The 16,890-nt window shown below is 66.0% G+C and carries 14 protein-coding genes; 5 read left to right on the forward strand and 9 right to left on the reverse strand.

What is annotated here, in order from left to right:
• Window positions 1-255: 255 nt before the first annotated feature.
• The 4 genes from AC1DGP_RS28660 to AC1DGP_RS28675 are packed head-to-tail and all read right to left on the reverse strand — an operon-like array spanning window position 256 to window position 4,666.
• Window positions 256-1,365 carry an ABC transporter ATP-binding protein gene (locus tag AC1DGP_RS28660; RefSeq protein ID WP_441507827.1) on the reverse strand — a complete coding sequence of 370 codons (1,110 nt, stop codon included), beginning with the start codon at window positions 1,363-1,365 and terminating at the stop codon, window positions 256-258.
• A 4-nt stretch (window positions 1,366-1,369) separates the two neighbouring features.
• Window positions 1,370-2,899, reverse strand: coding sequence for an argininosuccinate lyase (gene argH / locus AC1DGP_RS28665; protein WP_441507828.1), 1,530 nt, complete (start codon window positions 2,897-2,899; stop codon window positions 1,370-1,372).
• Between the two features lie 7 nt (window positions 2,900-2,906).
• Window positions 2,907-3,773, reverse strand: coding sequence for a carbohydrate ABC transporter permease (locus AC1DGP_RS28670; RefSeq protein ID WP_441490308.1), 867 nt, complete (start codon window positions 3,771-3,773; stop codon window positions 2,907-2,909).
• Complete coding sequence (locus AC1DGP_RS28675; protein WP_441490307.1) at window positions 3,770-4,666, reverse strand: carbohydrate ABC transporter permease; 897 nt, start codon at window positions 4,664-4,666, stop codon at window positions 3,770-3,772. Before AC1DGP_RS28675 ends, AC1DGP_RS28670 begins: the two co-directional genes overlap by 4 nt.
• A 149-nt stretch (window positions 4,667-4,815) precedes the next feature.
• Here AC1DGP_RS28675 and AC1DGP_RS28680 point away from each other — a divergent pair, with 149 nt between their 5' ends.
• Window positions 4,816-6,075, forward strand: a complete 1,260-nt coding sequence (locus tag AC1DGP_RS28680; RefSeq protein ID WP_441507829.1) for an ROK family protein — start codon at window positions 4,816-4,818, stop codon at window positions 6,073-6,075.
• A gap of 46 nt (window positions 6,076-6,121) precedes the next feature.
• Here AC1DGP_RS28680 and AC1DGP_RS28685 read toward each other — a convergent pair whose 3' ends face one another.
• Window positions 6,122-6,988, reverse strand: coding sequence for an MBL fold metallo-hydrolase (locus AC1DGP_RS28685; protein WP_441507830.1), 867 nt, complete (start codon window positions 6,986-6,988; stop codon window positions 6,122-6,124).
• 86 nt (window positions 6,989-7,074) lie between these two features.
• On the opposite strand from AC1DGP_RS28685, the gene AC1DGP_RS28690 reads away from it, so the two are divergent.
• Window positions 7,075-8,364 (forward strand): extracellular solute-binding protein, encoded by a 1,290-nt coding sequence (locus AC1DGP_RS28690; RefSeq protein WP_441490304.1) that lies wholly within the window; start codon window positions 7,075-7,077, stop codon window positions 8,362-8,364.
• Between the two features lie 58 nt (window positions 8,365-8,422).
• On the opposite strand, the gene AC1DGP_RS28695 is transcribed toward AC1DGP_RS28690, so the two are convergent.
• Genes AC1DGP_RS28695 through AC1DGP_RS28710 form a run of 4 tightly spaced genes read right to left on the reverse strand, consistent with a single transcriptional unit; the run spans window position 8,423 to window position 13,040 of the window.
• Window positions 8,423-9,670: a Gfo/Idh/MocA family protein gene (locus tag AC1DGP_RS28695; protein ID WP_441490303.1), complete on the reverse strand. Its 1,248-nt coding sequence runs from the start codon at window positions 9,668-9,670 to the stop codon at window positions 8,423-8,425.
• Between the two features lie 13 nt (window positions 9,671-9,683).
• Window positions 9,684-10,550 (reverse strand): ABC transporter permease, encoded by an 867-nt coding sequence (locus AC1DGP_RS28700; RefSeq protein ID WP_441507831.1) that lies wholly within the window; start codon window positions 10,548-10,550, stop codon window positions 9,684-9,686.
• Complete coding sequence (locus tag AC1DGP_RS28705; RefSeq protein WP_069877829.1) at window positions 10,547-11,488, reverse strand: ABC transporter permease; 942 nt, start codon at window positions 11,486-11,488, stop codon at window positions 10,547-10,549. Before AC1DGP_RS28705 ends, AC1DGP_RS28700 begins: the two co-directional genes overlap by 4 nt.
• Before the next feature lie 31 nt (window positions 11,489-11,519).
• Window positions 11,520-13,040 carry an ABC transporter substrate-binding protein gene (locus tag AC1DGP_RS28710; protein ID WP_441507832.1) on the reverse strand — a complete coding sequence of 507 codons (1,521 nt, stop codon included), beginning with the start codon at window positions 13,038-13,040 and terminating at the stop codon, window positions 11,520-11,522.
• 199 nt (window positions 13,041-13,239) lie between these two features.
• Here AC1DGP_RS28710 and AC1DGP_RS28715 point away from each other — a divergent pair, with 199 nt between their 5' ends.
• From AC1DGP_RS28715 to ggt, 3 genes are read left to right on the forward strand one after another with little or no spacing between them, the layout of a single operon-like run.
• The gene (locus AC1DGP_RS28715; protein WP_441490498.1) at window positions 13,240-14,481 is read left to right on the forward strand and encodes an ROK family transcriptional regulator; all 1,242 of its coding nucleotides are present in this window, start codon (window positions 13,240-13,242) and stop codon (window positions 14,479-14,481) included.
• Window positions 14,478-15,227 carry a glucosamine-6-phosphate deaminase gene (gene nagB / locus AC1DGP_RS28720; protein ID WP_441507833.1) on the forward strand — a complete coding sequence of 250 codons (750 nt, stop codon included), beginning with the start codon at window positions 14,478-14,480 and terminating at the stop codon, window positions 15,225-15,227. The genes AC1DGP_RS28715 and nagB overlap by 4 nt, the downstream gene beginning before the upstream one ends.
• A 21-nt stretch (window positions 15,228-15,248) precedes the next feature.
• Window positions 15,249-16,841: a gamma-glutamyltransferase gene (gene ggt, locus AC1DGP_RS28725; protein WP_441507834.1), complete on the forward strand. Its 1,593-nt coding sequence runs from the start codon at window positions 15,249-15,251 to the stop codon at window positions 16,839-16,841.
• Window positions 16,842-16,890: the final 49 nt, after the last annotated feature.

Raw genomic sequence — 16,890 nt, forward strand, 5'->3', positions numbered from 1 at the left:
GAGCCTCGAGCTCGCTCTCTTGATCAGGTCAGCGGATCAGCGGAATCCATCAGGGCCGGCGGATGACACCATCCGCAGCGACAGGCCGAAGACATGACCGCACCCGCGACCTTCACATGACCGAAGCCGAACCCTTGATCCGCAGGCGCGACGAACCGCCTCTGTCGTCGTGGCGCTCCCATGGTGAACCTGGCCCATAGCGCCTCCTTCCACTCACGCGAAAAGACTGCACCATCAAAGCCCGGGATCAAACACCTAGGAAAGGCGCAGCCGCGTCTCCGCATCGAACAGGTGTAGCCGGTCGAGATCGCATGCGAGTTTCACTGCCGCTCCGGCGGCAGGTACGAAGCGGCCATCAGCCATGCCGACCACTTCGCGGCCGGCGAGCTTGACGATGACCTGCGTCGTGACGCCGAGGGGTTCGGCTACGACCACCGTGGCATTGAGCTTCTGCCGCCCCGCGGAGGTGAGGTCGGGTGCATCGAGCGGCTCGACCGTGAGATTGTCGGGCCGCAGGCCCATCAAAACCGTGCTGCGGTCGCCGAGGCGCGCGCCCGCGTCAGGGGCGAGAGTGAGCGCCGCGCCACCGGGCTCCAACGCCAGCGCGGGCATCCCGTTCTGCTGGACCACGGAGACCTCCAGCAGGTTCATCGTCGGCGTGCCGATGAAACCGGCAACAAAGGCGCTCGCAGGGGTGTGAAACACGTCGAGCGGCGTGCCGACCTGCTCGATCCGTCCGTCGCGCATGATCACGATTCTGTCAGCGAGAGTCATCGCCTCGATCTGGTCATGCGTCACATAGACGATCGTGGTGCCGATCGACTGGTGCAGCCGCTTGATCTCGGTGCGCATCTGGCCGCGCAGCTGGGCGTCGAGATTGGAGAGCGGTTCGTCGAACAGGAAGACGGTGGGATCGCGCACGATGGCGCGGCCCATGGCGACGCGCTGGCGTTGGCCGCCGGAGAGCGCATTAGGCCGGCGTTCGAGCAGGTCGGTCAGCCCAAGCAGCGCGGCCGCTTCGCGTACCTTGCGGTCGATCTCGGCCTTCGGCAGTTTTGCAGCGTAGAGGCCGAAGGCGATGTTCCGGTGCACCGTCATATGCGGGTAGAGCGCATAGTTCTGGAACACCATCGCGATGTTCCGGTCCTTGGGCTCCAGCGTGTTCACGACGCGGCCGCCGATCGAGATCGTGCCGTCGCTGAGGCTCTCGAGCCCGGCGATCATCCTGAGTGTTGTCGACTTGCCGCAGCCTGAAGGACCGACCACGACGATGAACTCGCCATCGGCGATCTCGAGGTCGATGCCGTGGACAATGCCGACATCGCCATAGCGCTTGACGACCTTGCTGAGCGAAACGCTGGCCATCGGCTCAAAGTCCCTTCGGCGCGGAGAATGAGGCAATGGCGCCGGACAGCGTCTTGCCCGCTGCGGCGTCCCGCGCAGCGTGACGGGCAATCAGCTCCCGCGCCTCTGCAGCCTGTGCCTCGTAGAGGGAGAGGCTTTCGGCGATCGCGGCAGGGGCCGGTCCGCCTGGGAGGGTCCGCACCGAGACGAAATACTCGGGCGTCACGGCCTCGCGGAATTCGGCCTCGGTCAACACCGGGTCGCGGTCGGTGACCTTGCGGAACAAGGCGACGAACTCGGCATAGGGCACCGTGCCAAGGGTCTGCCGGGTCGCCTGCAGGTGCTTTGCCATCGCGGCGGCGACATGATGCGTGATGGCGAAGGGCAGTTTTTCGCGGCGCACCAGCGTGTCGGCGAGCTCGGTGATCGTGGCGTAGGACGCCTCGATATTCGCCCGCGCCCGCGTCTCGTCGACCTTGGCGGATGCGAAGACCCCGCCGAGAAGGCTGAGCGCGCGTTCGGCCATGACGAAGGCTTCGTAGCCCTGACCATGGACCTCGTGCTCATTGTCGTTCATGTCGGTGAAGGGCGTATTGTGCAAGGCGAGCAGCACCGCGTCGCATTTGCCCCCGGTGAGCGAAGCCATCAGGCGCAGATGCTCGACGGGAACCGGATTGCGCTTCTGCGGCATGATCGAGGAGATCTGCACGAAGCCGTCGGAGAAGCGCAGTTGCCCGACCTCGAACGAGGTCCAGAAGGCGAGGTCCTGCGCGAAACGGCCGAGATTCAGCGCCAGCACCCGCAGGGCCGAATAGACGCCGGCGGTATAGTCGCTCGAGGCGATGCAGCCATAGGAGTTCCGCAGGAAATCGGGGAAGCCGAGCAGGTCTGCGACGCGGGCGCGGTCGAGCGGGAAGCCTGTCGTGGTGATGGCAGCTGCGCCCATCGTGCTGAGGTCGACGACCTCGCGCGCCTGCATCAGCCGGGTCACGTCGCGCAGCAACACCTCGATCACTGCGCCGAGATAGTGGCCATAGGTCGAAGGCTGGGCCGGCTGGCCGTGTGTATAGGCGAGGATCAGCGTGCCGGCCTCCTCGCGCGAGCGCCGGATCAGCGTTGTGATCAGGTCGAGCAGCTGCAGGCCGAGCGTGTCGAGCCGCTCGCGCAGCGCGAGCTTGAACAGGGTGTGGTCGATATCGTTGCGCGAGCGCCCGGTATGCAGGCGCCCGGCGATGTCCTTGCCTATCAGCGCCGCGAGCTTGGTCTCGATGAAGAAGAACAGGTCCTCATGCTCGCCGGTATAAGCGGCGGGTTCGGCTCCGGTGAGTTCACGTTCCACGATGTCGAGAGCGCCAAAGATCGCCGCCGCCTCGGGGCGGGTCAGCAGGCTCTGCTCGGCCAGCATGACGCCATGGGCGCGGTGCAGGCGCAGGAGATGGGCGAGATGATGCATCTGGCTATGGGCAAAGCCCGGCGCCAGCACGGTGCGGGCATAGACCGGCGCCGGAAAACGGTCGTCGCTGCCGGAAGGGGCGTCGGGCGTAAGCGCGTTCATGCGAGAATCAGCCTTTCAGGCCCGCGAGCACGACGCCGCGGATGATGTAGCGCTGGAAGATGACGAAGACGACGAGCGTCGGCAGCGTCGCGATGGTGGCACCGGCCATGATCAGCTCCCAATCGGTCAGGAACTCGCCGGAGAACGAGGCAAGGCCGACCGGCAGTGTGTAGAGCGCACGGTCATTTGTGGCGATCAGCGGCCAGAGGAAGGCGGTCCAATTGCCGAGGAAGGTGAAGATCGCCAGGGCCGACAGCGCCGGCGTCACCAGCGGCAAAGCCACCTTCCACCAGATCGCGAATTCGCCGAGCCCATCGATACGCGCGGCATGGATGTAGTCGTCGGGCACGCCGGCGAAGAACTGCCGCATCAGGAAGACGCCGAAGCCGGTCATCAGTCCGGGAAACATGATGCCCCAATAGCTGTTCAGCCAGCCGAAATTCTTGGCCATCAGATACCAGGGCACTACCAGCATCTCGGTCGGGATCATCAGCGTCGTCAGGATGGCGATGAACACCACCTCGCGGCCGCGGAACTTGAACTTGGCGAGCGTGTAGCCGATCAGCGAATCGAAGAAGAGCACGGACAGGGTGACGAGGAGGCTCGTCACCAGCGAGTTGACGAACCACAGGCCGAAGCGCGTGTTCTTGAAGATATAAACGTAGTTCTCGAAGGTCGGTTCGCGCGGGATGATGTTGAGTTCATAGACCTCGTTGGAGAGCTTCAGCGAGGTTGCGACCATGTAGAGCAGCGGCATCATCATCGCGATGGCGCCCATGGCGAGGAGCGTCCAGGCGAGCACCTGGCCGGGACGAGCGGCGAGTTGCAGCCGCCAGTTCGGCATCGGGGACGCGGCGGAGGTTGCCGTGCTCATGATTTCTCCCGCATCAGCCAGAGTTGGAGGAGGCTGACCGTCAGAAGGATCACGAACAGCACCAATGTCTGCGCCGCCGCATAGCCCATCTGATATGAACGGAAGGCGGTCTCATAGATGTAGAGCACCAGAGGCTTGGTGCTGTTCAGAGGTCCGCCGGCGCCGTTGTCGGTCATGTTGTAGACCGTGTCGAAGATGCGCAGGAAGCCGATCGACGAGATCACCACCAGGAAGACGATGGTGGGCTTGAGCAGGGGCAGGGTGATCTGGCGCAGGATCATCCATTTGCCCGCGCCGTCGATCCGCGCCGCCTCGTAATAGCTCGACGGAATGGCACGCAAGCCCGCCATGAACAGCACGATCTGGAAGCCGAGCCCGGCCCAGATCGCCGGCGTCAGCACTGCATAGAGCGCCTGCGTCGTCGAGCGCAGGAAGGGCTGCGCATCGAGCCCGACCGCGTTCAGCATGTTGTTGAGCAGCCCGATCGGTGGCGGCTGGTAGAACCAGCGCCAGACCCAGGCCATCGCGACTGTCGTCGTCAGGTGCGGGATGAAATAGCAGGCCCGGATCAGGCCATGCGCGAAGCGGACCTGATCGAGATAATAGGCGATGACGAAGGACAGGAGCAGGCTGAGCGGCGTGCCGACCATGAGGTAGATGAACGTGTTCTTGAAGGCGAGCCAGAACACCGGATCGCCCATCATCTTCCGGAAATTGTCGAGCCCGATGAAGACCGGTTTCGAGAGCAGGTTCCACTGCATGAAGGCGATGCCGAACGATTCCAGTGCCGGATAGAATCGGATCACCGCGAAGAATGCGATCGGCACGGCAAGGAACGCCCAGGCCGTGAGTGCCTGCTTCGTCTCGATCGTCAATCCCGCGTAGCCCCGCATTCGTCGCATCCCCGTTCCGGCGTCCCCGCTGTGTGTCGTCCGATTAAATCAAGTCCGTTGATTTAATACGAAGCCGGCGACATGATGCAAGCCCTGCTTCGCGCCAGGCCCACAGGCTCTGCATTTCAATCGGAAGGTTCGCGCCGCTCATGAGCGTATCCGGTCTCGCCCCGTTCGATCGCCGCGGCCATCATCGCCGCGTGGTGATCGAGGCGTTGAGGCGTTCCGGTGCAGCCTCGCGCGCGGAGATCGCCGCGGCGACCGGGCTCTCGGCCCAGACCGTCTCGACCGTGACTGACGAGCTGTGTCGCGAAGGACTGGTGAGCATCGTCGGCCGCCGCGCTTCGGCGCGCGGCCAGCCGCCAATCGATCTCGCGCTGGCGCTCGATGGCGGCTTTGCCGTCGGTGTGCAGGTCGAGCCTGGCCGCATGACCGGTATCCTCGTCGATCTCGGCGCCCATGTCCGGGCCGAGCGCAGCATCGATTGCGATACGGGGCGCCCCGATCTCGCCCTCCCGAGCCTGATTTCGCTGGTTGCCGAGTTGGTCGAGCAAGGCCGCATTGCGCGCGCCCGGCTCTGGGGCGTCGGCATCGCATTGCCGGGCCCGTTCGGTGATGTCGCGGAGAGCGAGCAGGACCCGCTAGCCATGGCGGCCTGGTCGCGGCTTCCGTTTCGCGAAGCCTTCTCTGCGGGGCTGAACCTGCCCGTCATCGTCGGCAACGACGCGACGGCTGCGGCAATCGGCGAGCATCTGCATGGAGTTGCGCGCGATCTGCGCAGCTTCGTCTATCTCTACCTTGCCGAAGGCATCGGTGGCGGCCTCTTCGTCGAGGGACAACCGGTGACCGGCGCCTTCGGCAATGCCGGCGAGATTGGCCGCATGATCGTCGGCCACGAGCCTGATCGGGGTGGGCTTGTGACGCTGGAGGCGCGTGCTTCGCTGCATGCGTTGCGTCGGATGCTGGGTGAGGCCGGCGTCGGGGATGCGGACAACTGTGCCGTTGAGCGTCTCTTCGACGGTCACGAGGCGATCGTCGCATGCTGGATCGCCGAGGCCGCGCGCCATTTGCGCATCGCCATCGCCAACATCGAGAACCTGCTCGATCCCGAGACTATCGTGATTGGTGGGCAGGTGCCGGAGCGGGTCCTGGCTGCGCTGATGCAGGCCATCGCGCCGCTGCCGGCCTCCGTCAGCCAGCGCAAGGGCCGACAGCAGCCGCGCTTGCTGACCGGGCGCGCTGGCCGCAATTCGCCGGCTCTCGGCGGCGCGACCTTGCCGTTGTTCAGTGGCCTGACGCCGCATCCGCGTGCGGCAAAACTGCCGAAACCGGCGCGTGCGGCGAGAGCATCGGAGCTAGGAAAAACCCGTCCGGCCAATGGCAGGCGGGATCTGGCGGCGGGGAGCTGAGGCCATGGTGCCGGCTTGTCCCGCAATCGAGATCGAACCGGCCAGCCTATTGGTGGAGCGGTTGGTAGGCGAGGGCGCCCGTCGCGGCGTCCTGTACGATCTGGCCGAAGGCCTCGGACTCGATGAAATGCCCGGCGGCAACGATCGCCCCGGTTCTGGCTGCATGTTCCGCCACGGCGCGGCGGCTCTGCCGCGCCTGATCCTGGTCGCGATCGGCACGATGGCACCACTCGGGAACCGCGATCTGGGCCGGGTTGTGCCAGCTGTCTCCGGCGATCAGGACGGGGCGGCCCGCACCTTCTATCAGGATCGCATGATGGCCGGCGGTATGTCCGGGAGCCGGCAGGAGCGAGGCGGTGATTTTGCCGCTGTCGAAGATCGGCAGTCCAGCCTCTGCGGCCTCGAGCCGACGGCTCTCGACGATGGGCGCGATGCTGCGCCGGAAGGCCGCGACATGGTGCGGCAGGGCGGCTTCCTCGCCCTGAGCCTGCCAGTGCGCGATCTCGGCTGCCGGCGCGAGATAGCGCGCCTGGCTGAAGCGGAGAGCGCCGGTCTCGTCGAGTGCCCAGCCGACATGGTCGAGATGGAAATGGCTGAAGACCACGAGCGAGACTGCGTTCGGATCGAGCCCAGCGGCCTTGAACTCCTCTGGCAGCCGGCCGCCGAGCCCGTCGAAATAGGGACTGGGGCCGGGGCCGAGGCCGGCATCGACCATGAGGATGCGGCCATCGCGGCAGAGCAGCGCGAAGACGCCGAAGCGCGTGTGGAACATCCCGCCGGGGAACCAGCGCGCCGTCAATTCAGGATGCGCCGCGAAATCGGCTTCGGGAAACGCATAGCGCGAAGCAGCCGGCGCTGGCGCGGCATCGGTCAGCGCAAACAGCGTTGCGCCATCGAGGTCCAGTCGCCGCATTTCAGTCTCCAGCCACAGATGCGGGCCGGCGCCCGCCTGTTCCACGCCTGCCATCCTTCACCAGGGACAACAAGGGAGAGTAGACCATGACGACAGACAACCAGGGCTTCCGCCTCAGCCGGCGCAGCTTCGCGACCGGGGCCGCGGCCGCCGGCCTGACCGTGGCGGCGCCGAGTGTGCTGCGTGCCCAGACCGTGCAGATCGAGTACTGGCAGTACTTCTTCAAGGAACGCGTCGAGGCGATGGATGCGCTCATCCAGCAGTTCGAGGCTGCCAATCCGGGCATCAAGGTCAAGCACACGCACTTCCCCTACGCCCAGTACCGGACCAAGACGGCGGCTGCCGTGCCGGCGGGCGAGGGACCCGATGTCCTGCAGCTCTTCTTCGGCTGGATGCGCGAATACGCCAAGTCGAAGCTGATCCAGCCGCTGCCGGCCGAGCATTTCAACGTCGCCGATATCGACAAGAACTATTTCGAGTTCGTCCGGATGATGCGGACGAACGAGGGATACTGGGCGCTTCCGACCGCCGTCCGCAGCCTCGGCCTGTTCTACAACAAGACGCTGCTGAGCAAGCCGGGCGCATCTGGTGGCAAGCCGCCGGTGACGCTTGACGACATGCTGAAGAACGCGCTGGCCGTCACCGAGCGCGACTCGCGTGGCAACATCACCACGGCCGGCGCGACCATCGGCATCCCGTCGCAGGACTACCATTGGTGGCGCGAGATCCTGCTGCGCCAGTTCGGCGGCAAGCCCTACTCGGACGATGGCCGCACCGTGACCTATGCCAACGACGCGGGGGCCGCCTCCTTCGGCTGGTATACCGATCTGCAGCGCAAGCATAAGGTCGCTGCGGCGGGCTTCCTCTCCGAGAGCCAGGCGGCCTTCAAGGCCGGCAAGGCGGCGCAGCATGTCGACGGTTCGTTCCGCCTCGGCACCTTCAAGAGCGCGCGTGGCTTCGACTGGGGCGTCTCGGAAATGCCGACCCATAACGGCATTGCCAGCAACTACGCCTCCTATTGGGTCAATGGCCTGGCGTCGAGCGCGACCGGAGCCAAGCGCGATGCAGCGCTCAAGTTCCTCGCCTTCATCACCACCAATGACGCGATGCAGCTCTGGTTCGAGAAGACCGGCGAGCTGCCGGCCAAGCCCGAGGTCGCACTGAGCGCCAAGAACCTGGCCGATCCGCTTTCCGGCCCGATGCTGGCTGGCCTCAAATACGCCCATGCCACCGATTTCGTGGCGGAAGAGGCTCAGGGCCAGATCTTCCAGGACATGCTCGACCGGGTGCTGCTGCAGAACCAGGATCCGCTCGCGGCCCTGAAGGAGGCTGCCGCTGCCGAGCAGAAGCTGATCGACGACTACTACAAGGCCTGATCCAAGGCTTTGGTCCAAATGTGCTGCCGCCCGGTTCTCCCGGGCGGCAGCGCTGATCTCAGGTCGCCGGCCGCGCGACGACGGGGACGTACTCGTCCAGATCCTCATCGGCGAAGTTCACGGTCCGGCCGAGTTCCGCCGAGCGATAGAGCGCCATCAGCATGTGCACGACGGCGACGCCGTCGGCAAAGGTCTCCTCCGGCATGGTGCCGCGCCGGAACGCCTCGACGAAATGCCGGTTCTCCAGCGTGTAGCCATAGACGCCGGCTTCGTCCTCCAGCACGGGCATCAGGCCGTGCTCGGCATTCTGCTTCTCGACCAGGTCCTCGCCGCTTGCGCCGCTGACCGCGCGCGAGATGAAGATCTTCAGTCCCGTGTTCAGCGAGCTGAACTCCATCGCATATTCCGGCCCGAGCAGTTCGAGCGTGATCCTGAGGCCGGGGCCGACATAGGCCCATGACGTCGTCGCCTCGATCATCAGCTCGTTGCCGTCGGGGTCCCGCAGCGTGATCAGCCCGCGTGCAAAATCCTCCGACGGCCGCTTGGCATAGTCGACCTCAGGGCCCATCCCAGCCTTGAGCTGCTTGACATAGGCCGGCCGGTTCCATTTCAGCGTCGCGACGGTGGCATTGGCGGAGACCAGGGTCAGCGCATCGCGGGGCTCGCCCGGCGCGGTCAGCAGATGGCGGGCGACCTCGACGCTGTGGCACATCATGTCCGAGAGCACGCCGCCGCCCTGCTTCTCGCCCTGCCAGAACCAGGGTTCGTGCGGGCCGCTATGTTCTTCGGCGGCGCGCGCGATATAGGGCCGACCGGCGCCGGGCACGGCGCGACGCCAGATGATCTCGCGCCCGCGCTGCACCGCCGTCGAGAACAGCTGGTTCTCGAGATAGCCGTGCAGCAGCCTGGCATCCTCGGCCAGCCTCAGCATCTCGCGCGCCTCGCGCAGTGTCCGGCCCAGAGGCTTCTCGCAGGCGATGGCGCGCAGGCGGGACCGGCCGGACGTTACCGCCGCGTGGATCTCGCGCATCGTCTCGACGCGCGTGTGGTTCGGGCTCAGCAGCCAGATCGCGTCGATCTCGCCGGAGGTCAGCATGGCCTCGAGGCTGGCGAACGCCTTGCAGGGGCCAAGATCGAGTTCGTTCGCCCGCGCCGCGAGGGCCGCGCGGCGTTCCGCGCGCGGCGAGTAGACCCCGGTGACCGCGACATTGCGGACTCCCATCAGCGCCGTCAGATGGAAATGCGCGATGAAGCCGGAGCCGACGAAGCCGATCCGCAGGGTGGGAAGCAGGGAGTGATCGGGCATGGCCACCTCGTGATCAGTCGCGCGGGTTGAGAACGTCATTGAGCGCATCGCCAAGCAGGTTGAAGCCGATCACGACGACGACGATCGCGAGCCCGGGCCAGATCGCCATCCAGGGGGCCTCCACCAGGAATTGCCGCGCGGCGTCGAGCATGCTGCCCCAGGATGGGTCGGGGGGCGCCTGGCCAAGGCCGAGAAAGGCGAGGCTCGCCTCCGCCAGCACAGCGATCGCCGTGGTCAGCGTTGCCTGCACGACGAGCGGCGGCATGATGTTGGGCAGGATATGCGAGATGATGACCTTGCGATGCGACGCGCCGAGCGAGACCACCGCGCTGACATAGTCTTCTTCCCGCACGATCAGGGTCTGCCCGCGCGCGAGCCGCACGAAGATCGGCATCGCCGAGATGCCGATGGCGATCATGGCGTTCTGCAGGCTTGGGCCGAGGAAGGCGGCAAGCGCGATCGCCAGAACCAGGAACGGACAGGCGAGCAGCGCGTCGGTCAGGCGCGAGATCACGATGTCGACGACACCGCCGAAATATCCGGCGATCAGGCCGAAGGGCACGCCGAAGACCAGTGCGATCGCCACCGAGAGGAAGCCGGCCGCGAGCGAGGCCCTCGCGCCGAAGATGATGCGCGACAGGACGTCCCGGCCCAGATCGTCGGTGCCGAAGGGGTGGGCGAGTGTCGGGCCGAGCCGGATCGCCGACCAGTCCGAGGCATTGGGATCGTAGGGGGCGACCCAGGGGGCGAAGACGGCCATCAGCGCGAAGACGAGCACGATGCCACCGCCGATCAGCGCCGAAGGCTCGCGCAGCAGGCGCTCCCACCCCGTACGGGTCCGCACCGGGACAGAGGGCCCAATGATCTCGACCTGGCTCATCCGCGCAGCTTCGGATTGAGCGCCGCATAGGCGATGTCGGCGAGAAGGCTCATCAGCAGGAAGAAACCGGCCGCACACATCACCACGGCCTGGACCACGGCGTAGTCGCGGCTGAAGACGCCGTCGACGATCATCTTGCCGAAGCCGGGAATACCGAAGACCTGTTCCGTCAGCACGGCGCCGGAGAGGAGCTGCCCGAATTGCAGCGTGCCAAGGGTGACGACCGGGATCAGTCCGTTGCGCAGCGCATGGCGGACCACGACGACATGTTCGCTGAGGCCTTTGGCGCGCGCCGTGCGGACGAAATCCTGCTTCAGCACGGTCAACATCGAGCTGCGGGTATGGCGCATGATGATGGCGCCGGAGGCGGCGCCGAGCACGAGGCTCGGCATGGCCATGGTCTTCAGGTTGCCGAGCGGACTTTCGAAGAAGGGGACGTAGCCGCCTGACGGCAGCCAGCCGAGCGAGACCGAGAACAGCAGGATCAGCATGATCCCGAGCCAGAAGCTCGGGATCGAGAGGCCGGCGAGGCCGAACAGGCTGACGGCGTGGTCGAGCACCGAACCGCGCCACAGGGCGGCGATGATTCCGGCCGGGATTCCGATCGCGACCGCGATCAGCATCGAGAGCGTCGCGAGTTCGATCGTGACCGGCAGTTTCTCTGCGATCATCGTGCCGATCGGCAGTCGGGTTCGGATCGAGAGACCGAAATCGCCCTGCACGAAGGCGCTCAGCCAGCTCCAGTATTGCACCGGCAGGGGCTGGTCGAACTGGTACTTGGCGCGGAGGTACGCGATGATCTCGGGGCTGCGATCCTCGCCGGCGAGTGCGAGCGCGGGGTCGCCGGGCAACAGTTTCTGCAGCCCGAATACCAGGATCGAGACCAGCAGCAGCGTCGGCACCGCGACGGCCAGACGCCCCGCCAGGAAGTTGATCATTCCGCGCCCCTCTCGGCCGCCGGCACGTGCCTCACGGCGCCGGCTTGACGCCCTTCAGCCGCAGCAACCCGTCGGGATACACGCTGAGGCCGCCGACATTGGCGCGCGCCGCGAAGAACCAGTTCGGATGATAAAGCGGGATGCTGGGCAGGTCGGCGAGATAAAGGCCGGTGGCCTTCTCATAGAGCGCCTTGCGCTTGCCGGCGTCACCCTCGGCACGGGCGTTGTTCAGGACGGTTTCGAGATCGCGGTTGCAGTATTTGTTGAAATTCTGCCCGCCGGCGCAGGAGAAGAAGGCGTAGAGGGTCGGATCCGGATCGCCGCGCCCGCTCCAGTTGCCGATATAGACCTCGAAATTGCCCGCGAGATAGCGCTGGATCGCACTCGCCGTTTCGAGCGGCAGAAGCTTGACGTCGAAGCCCGCCTCCTTGGCCATGGATTGCACGATCTGTGCGACGCGCGCATCCGTGAGGGCGTTCTCGAAGGTGATCTCGACCGGCACGCTGGTCACTCCGGCCTGCGCCATCAGGGCCTTGGCCGCGGCGACGTCACGGGCCGGAACCGGATGCGCCTTCGAATGGAACGGGTCCGAGGGCGGGATCATCTGGTTGTCGGCGGTGTATTCACCGTTGAAGGCAACGCGGTTGATGATGGCGCGATCGAGCGAGAGCTCGAAGGCCTTGCGCAGCCGGGCATCCTTCGCCAGGGGGCCGTTGGCCTTCTCGCCATTGCCGAGATTGACCATCAGATGCGAGACGGCGAGACCGGGCGCGCCGTGCAGCTTGAGGCTCTTGTCGTCACGCACGGTCTTGAGATCGGTCGGTGCGACGCGCTCGACGAGATCGAGATCGCCGGCCCGAACGCGCGACAGGCGAACGGTTGAATCCGGCACGTAATAATAGGCCACGCTGTCATAGCCGTAATTGGCGGCGTCCCAGTAATCTGCGAACTTCGTCAGCTTGATCAGGTCGCGCGCCTTGCGCTCGACGAACTTGTAGGGTCCCGCACAGACAGGCGCGTTGGCGAAGTCGTCCTTCGCACCGGCCGCAGGCGAGACCATCATGCCGGCGCGGTCGCTGAGCACGGAGAGCAGGGGKGCGAAAGGCTCCTTGAGCGTCAGGCGCACCTGATCGGGGGCCACGACCTCGACGCCAGCCACCGCTGAAAGCTCGGCCTTCCGGCGAGAGTCCTTCATCGTCAGCATGCGCTCGATGTTGAACTTCACGGCCTCCGCATCGAAGCTGGTGCCGTCGTGGAACTTCACGCCTGGGCGGAGCTTGAAGGTGATCGCCTTCTGATCCGGCGCCCATTCCCAGCTCTGGGCGAGTTGCGGTGCGATCGTCAGGTCAGGCGCAATATCGACGAGCTTGTCGCACATGGCCGCGAAGACGAAGCGGCCGGCATAGGTCCCGCTCGTCGCCGGGTCGAGCGCATCGGGGTCGTCCTGGATGCCGACCCGCAGATTGGTGCCCTGGGCTGAAGCGGCAACTGCAGCGCCTGCCAGACTGGCTGCGAGCGCAGCGGCAAAAACCAATGGTCTAGAATTTCGCATGATCCAGCCTCCCGAGCCGTCTCGTCACCAGCTGCCGCCGAGGCGGCGCCGTCTTGAGCGTGATGCTGACGGGAATGCATGCACGTGCTCTCGAGTTTGTAAAGACACCTGACGAACAATGCCGCTCGGCAAGAGGATTTAGTCGCATCTTGCATGTGCGAGATTGACAATTGGCAAGAACGATCCGTTATTAGTTCGCATGGTTGACGAATTGACGGATGAACCGCCTCGCGCAGAGGCTTACTCCACGCCGGTTGCGCGCCAGATGTCGGTGCGCTCGGTGATTGAGGCCGTGCTGCATCGCGGCCCGATTTCACGTGCCGAGCTGGCCCGCATCACCGGCCTGTCGAAGCAGACGACCTCCGAGGTCGTGCGCGCGCTGGAGGATAGCGGCTGGCTGCGTGTGCGTGGGCAGACGCAGGGCGCGGTGGGACGAAGTGCCGTGACCTACGAGATCCAGCAGGACGCCGCTTTCGTGCTCGGCGTGGATCTCGGGGGCACCAAGATCCACGCCGCGCTTGCCAATGTGGTCGGTACGATCGTCGCGGAAGAGATGGAGCCGACGGATTCGCGCGGCGGCCTTGCGGTGGTAGAACAGATCGGCGCGCTGGCTGAGCGGCTGGCGCGCAAGGCCGGCCTCGCTCCGGGCGGCCTGCGCTGCGCCGCCATGGGCAGTCCGGGCGTCGTCGATCCACGCTCGGGCAAGATCGAGATCGCGCCCAACATCCCCGGCTTCGACCGCATCCGGGTGGCGGACGAGCTCGAGCGCCGTCTCGGCTGTGCCGTGGTGATCGAGAATGACGTCAATCTCGCAGCGATGGGCGAGCAATGGCAGGGCTGCTGCAAGGACGTCCGCAACTTCGCCTTCATCGCGATGGGCACCGGCATCGGCATGGGCCTTGTTCTGGATGGGCGACTTGCCCGCGGCGCCAGCGGGGCTGCTGGCGAAATCGCCTTTCTGCCGGTTGGCGGCGATCCTTTCGACTCGCGCGGCCAGTTCCATGGCCCCTTTGAGACCGCGATCGGCAGCGTAGCCATCCTTCAGCGTTACCGCGGCTTTGGCGGTCGCATGGCGCAGGATGTGCGCGGTGTCTTCGCGCAGCTCGCCCAGGGCGAAGAGGCCGCCATCGCGACACTCGACGAGACGGCGCGCGTCATGGTCCAGGGCATGATGGCGATCCGCGCCGTGGTCGACCCTGAACTGATTGTGCTCGGCGGCAGCATTGGCGTGCGCGAAGAACTGATCTCGCGACTGCGTACGCTCGTAGCCCGGCATCTCGGGGGAGCCCTGCGGATCGAGCCGAGCGCGCTTGGCAGCCGCGCGACGCTTGTCGGAGCCGTCGGCACGGCGCTGTCACGAATCCATGACAGCCTGTTCGGCCTGACCAGCCTCCAGAGCGACTTCGCTCTCCCCGTCGGGAAGGCGACCGAGACAGCATGAACGCCCATGTCACTGCCCCCGGCCTCGTCGTGCTCGACGATGCCGCTACCGTTGCCGCGGATGTCGCGAACAGGATCGTGGCGGAACTCTTGTCGCGGCCTTCGACCGTGCTTGGCCTGGCGACAGGCGAGACGATGCGCCCGGTCTACGGCGAGTTGGTTGCGGCCTATCGCGCCGGGCGGGTCTCCTTTGCCGCGAGCACAAGCTTCAATCTCGACGATTATGTCGGCGTGCCGCCGCAGCACCCGGCCTCGTTCCCGCGTTTCATGAATGAGACGCTGTTCGACAAGGTCGATGCCGATCGCTCCCGCACCTTCATGCCAGACGGCAATGCGTTCGATCTCGCTCGTGAGGCGGCAGCCTATGAAGCCGCTATCGCGGCGGCCGGCGGCATCGACCTGCAGCTGCTGGGCATCGGCTCCAACGGCCATATCGCCTTCAACGAACCCGGTTCGGATTTTACCTCGCGTACGCGCCAGGTCGCGCTCGCGGCCTCGACTCAGGAAGCGAACCAGGGGCCCTTCGACGGAAGCGAAACGGTGCCGGAATTCGGCATCACCATGGGGATCGGGACGATTCTGGAGGCGGGCCGGATCATCCTGATCGCTACCGGAGCGGGGAAGGCGGCGGCGGTGGCCCGCGCGGTCAAGGGGCCCCTCGATCCTGCCTGCCCTGCGTCGATCCTCAGGACACATCGCGCCGCGATCATGATATGCGACCGCGCAGCAGCAGCCGGTTTGAGCTGACGACAAAGGGAAGAGACGACCATGTTCGGGACGCGGGATTTCACCAGACCGGGGCGTTCGCTGGCGGTGGCAGAGAACGGGATGGCGGCGACCTCCCACCCCGCGGCCACATTGGCGGCGCTTGGCATCCTGAAGGCGGGCGGTAATGCGATCGATGCGGCGATCGCCGCCGTGGCGATGCAGGGCGTCATCGACCCCCATATGACCGGCATCGGCGGTGACTGTTTCGCGATCTACGCTCAGCCCGGCAAGGCGCCGATCGCGCTCAATGGCTCCGGGCGTGCACCCGCGGCGGCGACGCTGGCTTGGTTCCGCGAGCAGGGCATGACCTCGATTGCCGATAACTCACCCCATGCCGTGACGGTTCCAGGCGCGGCCGATGCCTGGTGCCGGCTCTCGGCCGACCATGGCCGCCTCAGCCTGGAGGAAGTGCTGCAGCCCGCCATCAAGGCGGCGGAGGACGGCTTCCTGGTGACCCCGCGCGTCGCCCATGACTGGGCGATCTACGCCAATCGCCTGCGTAAATATGAAGGTGCGGCCGCTGTCTATTTGCCGGGCGGCGAAGCCCCCCGCGTCGGCGATCGCATGACCCATCCCGCGCTCGGGCGGACGCTGCGCCGGCTCGGCCAGCACGGACGCGACGCCTTCTATCGCGGGCCAGTGGCGGACGAGATCGTTTCCGTCCTCAATCGCAACGGCGCTCTGCATGTCGCGGATGACTTCGTCGGCCAGACCTCCGACTATGTCGAGCCGATTTCAGCCGAATATCGTGGCTATCGCCTGCACGAGTGCCCGCCGAACGGCCAGGGGCTGACGGCACTGATCATCGCCCGCATCCTCGAGGGTTTCGATCTCGCCGAGGGGCGCGTCAGCGAGGCCGATCGTATCCATCTGCTGGCGGAGGCGACGAAGGCTGCCTATCACCAGCGCGACCTGCTCGTTGCCGATCCGGCCTTTGCGCCTGTCGATGTGCAGCAGGTTCTGTCGGATGCCTTCATCGGCCGCCTGCGCGACCGGATCGACATGAAGCGGGCGCAGCCCGCCGTCGACGACGACATGCCGGTGCATCGCGACACGGTCTATCTCACCGTGGTCGATCGCGATCGTAACGCCGTCTCCTTCATCAATTCGTTGTTCTGGGCCTTCGGCAGCGGCATCTATGCGCCTGAATCCGGTGTGATGCTGCAGAACCGTGGCGCCGGCTTCCGGTTGATCGAGGGCCATCCCAACGCGATCGCGCCGCGCAAGCGCCCGCTCCACACCATCATCCCGGCGCTGCTGACCAAGGATGGCCGCACCCAGATGACCTATGGCGTGATGGGCGGCCAGTATCAGGCGACCGGCCACGCGCATGTCCTGTCTTCGATGCTCGATCGTGGCGACGACCCGCAGCAGGCGGCCGACCGCCCGCGCAGCTTCGTCGCCGAGGGCAAGCTCACGGTCGAGTCGACGATCGGCCCCGAGATCCGCGCCGATCTCGCCGCGCGCGGCCATGATGTCTCGGTGCTGCCCGAGCCGACCGGCGGCTGCCAGGCCATCTGGATCGACGAGGCGCGGGGCGTCCTGCTCGGCGGCTCCGATCAGCGCAAGGACGGCATGGCGCTCGGCTACTGAGCCTGGCGCCGGCACACCGAGCCCGCTCGGCGTATGATATGAACAGGGC

The sequence above is a fragment of the Allobosea sp. 05T433 genome (assembly GCF_056396065.1).

What these genes read in the sequence shown, in the direction of transcription:
- AC1DGP_RS28700 (WP_441507831.1), bottom strand. Translation starts at nt 10,550, where the DNA reads ATGAGCCAGGTCGAGATCATTGGGCCCTCTGTCCCGGTGCGGACCCGT.
- AC1DGP_RS28680 (WP_441507829.1), top strand. Translation starts at nt 4,816, where the DNA reads ATGAGCGTATCCGGTCTCGCCCCGTTCGATCGCCGCGGCCATCATCGC.
- ggt (WP_441507834.1), top strand. Translation starts at nt 15,249, where the DNA reads ATGTTCGGGACGCGGGATTTCACCAGACCGGGGCGTTCGCTGGCGGTG.
- nagB (WP_441507833.1), top strand. Translation starts at nt 14,478, where the DNA reads ATGAACGCCCATGTCACTGCCCCCGGCCTCGTCGTGCTCGACGATGCC.
- AC1DGP_RS28705 (WP_069877829.1), bottom strand. Translation starts at nt 11,488, where the DNA reads ATGATCAACTTCCTGGCGGGGCGTCTGGCCGTCGCGGTGCCGACGCTG.
- AC1DGP_RS28675 (WP_441490307.1), bottom strand. Translation starts at nt 4,666, where the DNA reads ATGCGGGGCTACGCGGGATTGACGATCGAGACGAAGCAGGCACTCACG.
- AC1DGP_RS28670 (WP_441490308.1), bottom strand. Translation starts at nt 3,773, where the DNA reads ATGAGCACGGCAACCTCCGCCGCGTCCCCGATGCCGAACTGGCGGCTG.
- AC1DGP_RS28660 (WP_441507827.1), bottom strand. Translation starts at nt 1,365, where the DNA reads ATGGCCAGCGTTTCGCTCAGCAAGGTCGTCAAGCGCTATGGCGATGTC.
- argH (WP_441507828.1), bottom strand. Translation starts at nt 2,899, where the DNA reads ATGAACGCGCTTACGCCCGACGCCCCTTCCGGCAGCGACGACCGTTTT.
- AC1DGP_RS28715 (WP_441490498.1), top strand. Translation starts at nt 13,240, where the DNA reads ATGGTTGACGAATTGACGGATGAACCGCCTCGCGCAGAGGCTTACTCC.
- AC1DGP_RS28690 (WP_441490304.1), top strand. Translation starts at nt 7,075, where the DNA reads ATGACGACAGACAACCAGGGCTTCCGCCTCAGCCGGCGCAGCTTCGCG.
- AC1DGP_RS28685 (WP_441507830.1), bottom strand. Translation starts at nt 6,988, where the DNA reads ATGCGGCGACTGGACCTCGATGGCGCAACGCTGTTTGCGCTGACCGAT.
- AC1DGP_RS28695 (WP_441490303.1), bottom strand. Translation starts at nt 9,670, where the DNA reads ATGCCCGATCACTCCCTGCTTCCCACCCTGCGGATCGGCTTCGTCGGC.